We start from the raw sequence: 4,890 nt of genomic DNA, 5'->3' as shown, positions 1-4,890 counted from the left end.
GCCCCCGGCCCACGCGGGTTCAGCGAGGACGGCAGCGGCGGCTCGGCCGCGCCGCCTCCGCCGTACGGGTTCCCGCCGCCCCCGCCGTTTCCGCCGTACGGGTTCCCGCCGCCCCCCGGGCGGCCCTGCTGCCACGTGTTCATGCCGACGAGGATGCCCGACCCCGGTGAGGCCGACTCCCCCCGGGGGGTCCGCCGGGCCTCTTGTAGCAGTTTTGATGCACGTGCCGGATCGTTCCGCCGCAACATCCGGACACCCGGCGTTCCGGCTGCCGAAACGTTTCTTGACCAGCGCGAACACAGCGTGTTTGCATTCCAGGCATGGATCAGCGTTGGGCACTCACGCGTCGGCGGCACGTCGACCTGCGGCGCGGTGTGGCCTGTTCGCTCTGTCTCGGCTGACGCGCGCCCGTCGAATCCCCGCACGTCCGCCGGCGTAGCGCCCCCGGTGCCGCCTTCCGGCACCGCTCCCGTGCCGGCCCCCGGCACCACGCCCGGTACCGGCCCCCACCGCAGCGCCTTTCCCCCGCTGTGCCGCGCCGCCCCGCTTCCAGCCAGAGGTGAACCCATGGCCGTCGTCCTGTCCGTTTCCGGCTCCCCGTCCGCCACCTCCCGCACCACCCGCCTGCTGCGCCACGTCGACGCACGGCTGACGGAGCGCGGCCACCACGTCGTCCCCTTCGAGGCCCGCAGCCTGCCCGCGCACGCGCTGCTGTCGGGCGACTTCGACCACCCCGAGATCGTCGCCGTCACCGAGCTGTTCGCCCGCGCCGACGGCGTGGTCATCGGCACCCCCGTCTACAAGGCCGCCTACTCGGGCCTGCTGAAGGCCCTGCTGGACGTGCTCCCGCAGTACGCGCTCACCGGCAAGGCCGTCCTGCCGCTCGCCACCGGCGGCTCGCCCGCGCACGTCCTCGCGGTGGACTACGCGCTGCGCCCGGTGCTCAGCTCGATGGGCGCAGGCCACATCACCCAGGGCTGGTTCGTGCTCGACCGCCACATCACCGCCCGGGAGGACGGGGCGACCCTGGTGGAGCGCGAGACCGAAACGCTGCTGGCCCCGGTCGTGGAGGGCTTCGCCACGGCCCTGGAACGCCTGTCCGCACCCGCGCTGACGAGCTGACGGACCGTCGCCGCGGCCCGTACGGGGCGTCCCCGAGACGGGCCGCGGCAACCCCTAGGGGGACCCGCGCCGTGCCCCGTAGAACCTTGGTTGGGCGGCTTCATTCCGGCGGATGACGAGCCCTCCGCCGACGACTCCTAACGTGGTTCACACATCCCCACCCGCCAGGAAGCGGCCCGATCACGTCGGGTCCGGTGGCCAGGTCCACCGGGAGGGTGGAGACAACTCCCGGTCGAGGACTACCGCCTGCGCCATGTCGCGAGGCGGGCGGGCCCGTGAGGCTGGGGGCCAACGGGTGAGCGCATCTTCCATAGGAGAGTCCAGTGACGACGGCAGCAGCAGCCGTGTACGACCCCCAGCTTCCCGGCGGAGCGTCCGCCGTCGCCGCGTCGGCCCGTCAGGTCACCAAGGCGTACGGCTCGGGCGAGACCAGGGTGACCGCGCTCGACGCGGTCGACGTCGACATCCAGCGCGGCCGGTTCACCGCGATCATGGGCCCCTCGGGTTCCGGCAAGTCCACCCTGATGCACTGCCTGGCGGGCCTCGACACGGTCACCTCCGGGCGGATCTGGATCGGCGACACCGAGATCACCGGCCTCAAGGACAAGCAGCTCACCAGGCTCCGGCGCGACAAGATCGGCTTCATCTTCCAGGCGTTCAACCTGCTCCCGACCCTGAACGCGCTGGAGAACATCACGCTCCCGATGGACATCGCCGGGCGCAAGCCCGACCAGGCCTGGCTGGACCAGGTGGTGGAGACGGTCGGCCTGTCCGGCCGGCTCAAGCACCGCCCCACCCAGCTCTCCGGCGGCCAGCAGCAGCGCGTCGCGGTGGCCCGGGCACTGGCCGCCCGCCCCGAGATCATCTTCGGTGACGAGCCCACCGGGAACCTCGACTCCCGGTCCGGCGCCGAGGTGCTGACCTTCCTGCGCCGCTCGGTCGACGAGCTGGGCCAGACCATCGTGATGGTCACCCACGACCCGGTCGCGGCCGGCTACGCGGACCGCGTGCTCTTCCTCGCCGACGGCGTGATCGTGGACGAGATGCACGCGCCCACCGCCGACTCCGTCCTCGAACGCATGCGCCGTTTCGACGGCAAGCGCACCAGCTGAGCGGCGGGACGACACCACCATGCTGCTCAAGACCTCACTGCGGAGCTTCTTCGCCCACAAGGGCCGGATGGCGCTCTCGCTCATCGCCGTCGTGCTGTCGGTGGCCTTCGTCTCCGGCACCCTGGTGTTCTCCGACACCGCCACCGGCACCTTCGACAAGCTCTTCGCCGCGACCGCCTCCGACGTCTCGGTCCAGCCGCCCAAGCCGGCCGAGGACGAGGAGCAGCAGGCCGCCGTCAAGCCGCCGACCGTCCCGGTCGCGCTCGCCGACCAGGTCGCCACGGTGCCGGGCGTGAAGAAGGCCGTCGGCCAGGTCATGGTCGGGAACGCGGTCCTGATCGACCCGGCCACCAACAAGCTGGTCGGCCCGACCAGCGGCGCGCCCACCCTGCTCGGCAACTGGACCGACACCCCGCGCAACCCGGTCACCATCACCTCCGGCCACGCGCCGCGCGGCTCCGGCGAGCTGGTGCTGGACGCGGACACCGCGAAGAAGGCCAAGCTCGGTCTCGGCGACCGGATCAGGATCGAGAACTCCGGCGGCCGCCACGACCTCACCATCGTCGGCATCGCCACCTTCACCGCCACCAACCCGGGCGCGGCGCTCGGCTTCCTGGACACCCCGACCGCCCAGCAGATGCTGCTCGGCGAGCCCGCCTACACCTCGATCGAGACCTTCGGCGACGGCAGCCTCGGCAACGACCGGCTCAAGGCCGACACGGCGGCCAGGATCGGCGGCGGCTACCAGGTCAAGACCGCGGCCGAGCAGAAGGACGAGAACACCAAGCAGGTCGGCAGCAGCCTCAACTTCATGAAGTACGCGATGCTCGGCTTCGCCTTCGTCTCGGCGATCGTCGGCGCGTTCCTGATCGTCAACACCTTCTCGATGCTGGTCGCCCAGCGCACCCGGGAGATCGGCCTGCTGCGCGCCATCGGTGGCAGCCGGCGGCAGGTCAACCGCTCGGTGCTGGTCGAGGCCCTGATCCTGGGCGTGCTCGGCTCGACCCTCGGGGTGGCGGCCGGCCTGGGCGTCGCGGTCGGCCTGATCAAGCTGATGAACGCGCTCGGCATGGACCTCAAGGCGGCCGACCTCCAGGTCGGGCCGGACGTCTTCGCCGCCGGCTACGCGCTCGGCATCGTGGTCACCCTGGTCGCGGCCTGGTTCCCGGCCCGCCGGGCGAGCCGGATCTCGCCGATGGCCGCCCTGCGCGACCACGGCACCCCGGCCGAGGGCCGCGCCAACCTGGTCCGTACGGTCCTCGGCCTGCTGCTGACGGCCGGCGGCGGCGCCCTGCTGGTGCTCGGCGCGCGGGCGGAGAAGGCGGCCACCGGCGGCCAGTACCTGGGCCTGGGCGTGGTGCTCACCCTGATCGGGTTCGTGGTGCTCGGCCCGCTGCTGGCCTCGGCCGTCGTCCGGGTGCTCGGCGCGCTGCTGCCGGCGCTGTTCGGGCCGTCCGGCAAGCTCGCCCAGCGCAACGCGATGCGCAACCCGCGCCGGACCGGCGCCACCGCCGCCGCGCTGATGATCGGCCTGGCGCTGGTGATCGCCTCCTCGGTCTTCAGCTCCTCGGCGGTCACCTCGGCCAGCGCGCAGATCGACAAGTCGGTGGGCGTGGACTACATCATCGGCGGCGGCCGCGCCGAGGTCACCACCGAGATGACGGACATCGTGCGCCGGACCCCGGGCATCGACCACGTCACCGTCCAGAAGGGCTTCCACGCCAAGGTCCAGCTGCCGGACGGACGGCAGGCGAAGACCGGCCTGGACGCCGTGCCGCCCGCCTTCTTCGGCACCGACTTCCACCCGACCGTCCGGTCCGGCGCGGTGGACTCGATCGGGCGCGGCTCGCTGGGGATCGGCGAGGCCTTCGCGAAGGACTTCGGCCTGAAGGTCGGGGACCGGGTGACCGTCGACTACGGCAAGGGCCGCACCCAGGTGCTGCCGGTCGGGGTGGTCTTCGCCAAGGGCGAGCTGTTCGGCAACGGCTCCTTCGTCGACCTGGACACCATGGCCAAGGCGGTCCCCGCCGCCGAGCAGCCGCCGGTGGAGGCCGTCTTCGCCAAGGCCGCCCCGGGCGCCGACGTCGCCAGGACGCTGACCGCCCTGCAGGACGGGCTCAAGGAGTACCCGCAGCTGACCGTCAAGGACCAGGCCGGCTACAAGGAGCTGGTGCAGTCCCAGGTCAACACCCTGCTCTACCTGATCTACGGGCTGGTCGCCCTCTCGATCACGGTCGCGGTGCTCGGCGTGGTCAACACCCTGGCGCTGTCGGTGGTCGAGCGGACCCGCGAGATCGGCCTGCTGCGGGCGATCGGGTTCTCCCGCCGCCAGCTGCGCCGGATGATCCGGCTGGAGTCCGTGGTGATCGCGCTGTTCGGCGCCGTCCTCGGCACCGGGCTGGGCCTCGCCTGGGGCGTCACCGTCCAGGGGGTGCTGCGGGACCAGGGCCTCGGGACGCTCTCCGTCCCGACCACCATGGTGGCGATCACGCTGGTCTCCTCGGTGCTGATCGGGCTGTTCGCCGCGCTCGTCCCGGCCTTCCGGGCCGGACGCATGAACGTCCTCGCGGCCATCGCGACGGACTGACCCGGCGCCGGGGGCGCCGGGCCCCGGAGCCGGGGGAACGGGGGAACCCACGGGGGAACGGGGGAACGG

General features: G+C 72.4%; 3 protein-coding genes. All 3 read left to right on the top strand.

Annotated elements, in window-relative coordinates:
* Positions 1–567 precede the first annotated feature (567 nt).
* Positions 568–1,122: an NADPH-dependent FMN reductase gene (gene ssuE, locus ACFU7Y_RS40205; RefSeq protein ID WP_224284149.1), complete on the top strand. Its 555-nt coding sequence runs from the start codon at positions 568–570 to the stop codon at positions 1,120–1,122.
* Between the two features lie 323 nt (positions 1,123–1,445).
* The gene (locus ACFU7Y_RS40200; RefSeq protein WP_374120096.1) at positions 1,446–2,234 is read left to right on the top strand and encodes an ABC transporter ATP-binding protein; all 789 of its coding nucleotides are present in this window, start codon (positions 1,446–1,448) and stop codon (positions 2,232–2,234) included.
* Between the two features lie 19 nt (positions 2,235–2,253).
* Entirely contained in the window at positions 2,254–4,821 is a 2,568-nt protein-coding gene (locus ACFU7Y_RS40195) for an ABC transporter permease (protein WP_380771323.1), read from the top strand.
* Positions 4,822–4,890 lie beyond the last annotated feature (69 nt).

This window comes from Kitasatospora sp. NPDC057542 (assembly GCF_042801945.1).
In the GTDB taxonomy this organism is placed as follows: domain Bacteria; phylum Actinomycetota; class Actinomycetes; order Streptomycetales; family Streptomycetaceae; genus Kitasatospora.
Note: the sequence above shows the minus strand (reverse complement) of the source record. Positions and strands in the feature narration are given on the sequence as shown.

Excerpts from the sequence above, each read along its gene's own strand:
- ssuE (WP_224284149.1), top strand. The coding sequence starts at position 568 with ATGGCCGTCGTCCTGTCCGTTTCCGGCTCCCCGTCCGCCACCTCCCGC.
- ACFU7Y_RS40195 (WP_380771323.1), top strand. The coding sequence starts at position 2,254 with ATGCTGCTCAAGACCTCACTGCGGAGCTTCTTCGCCCACAAGGGCCGG.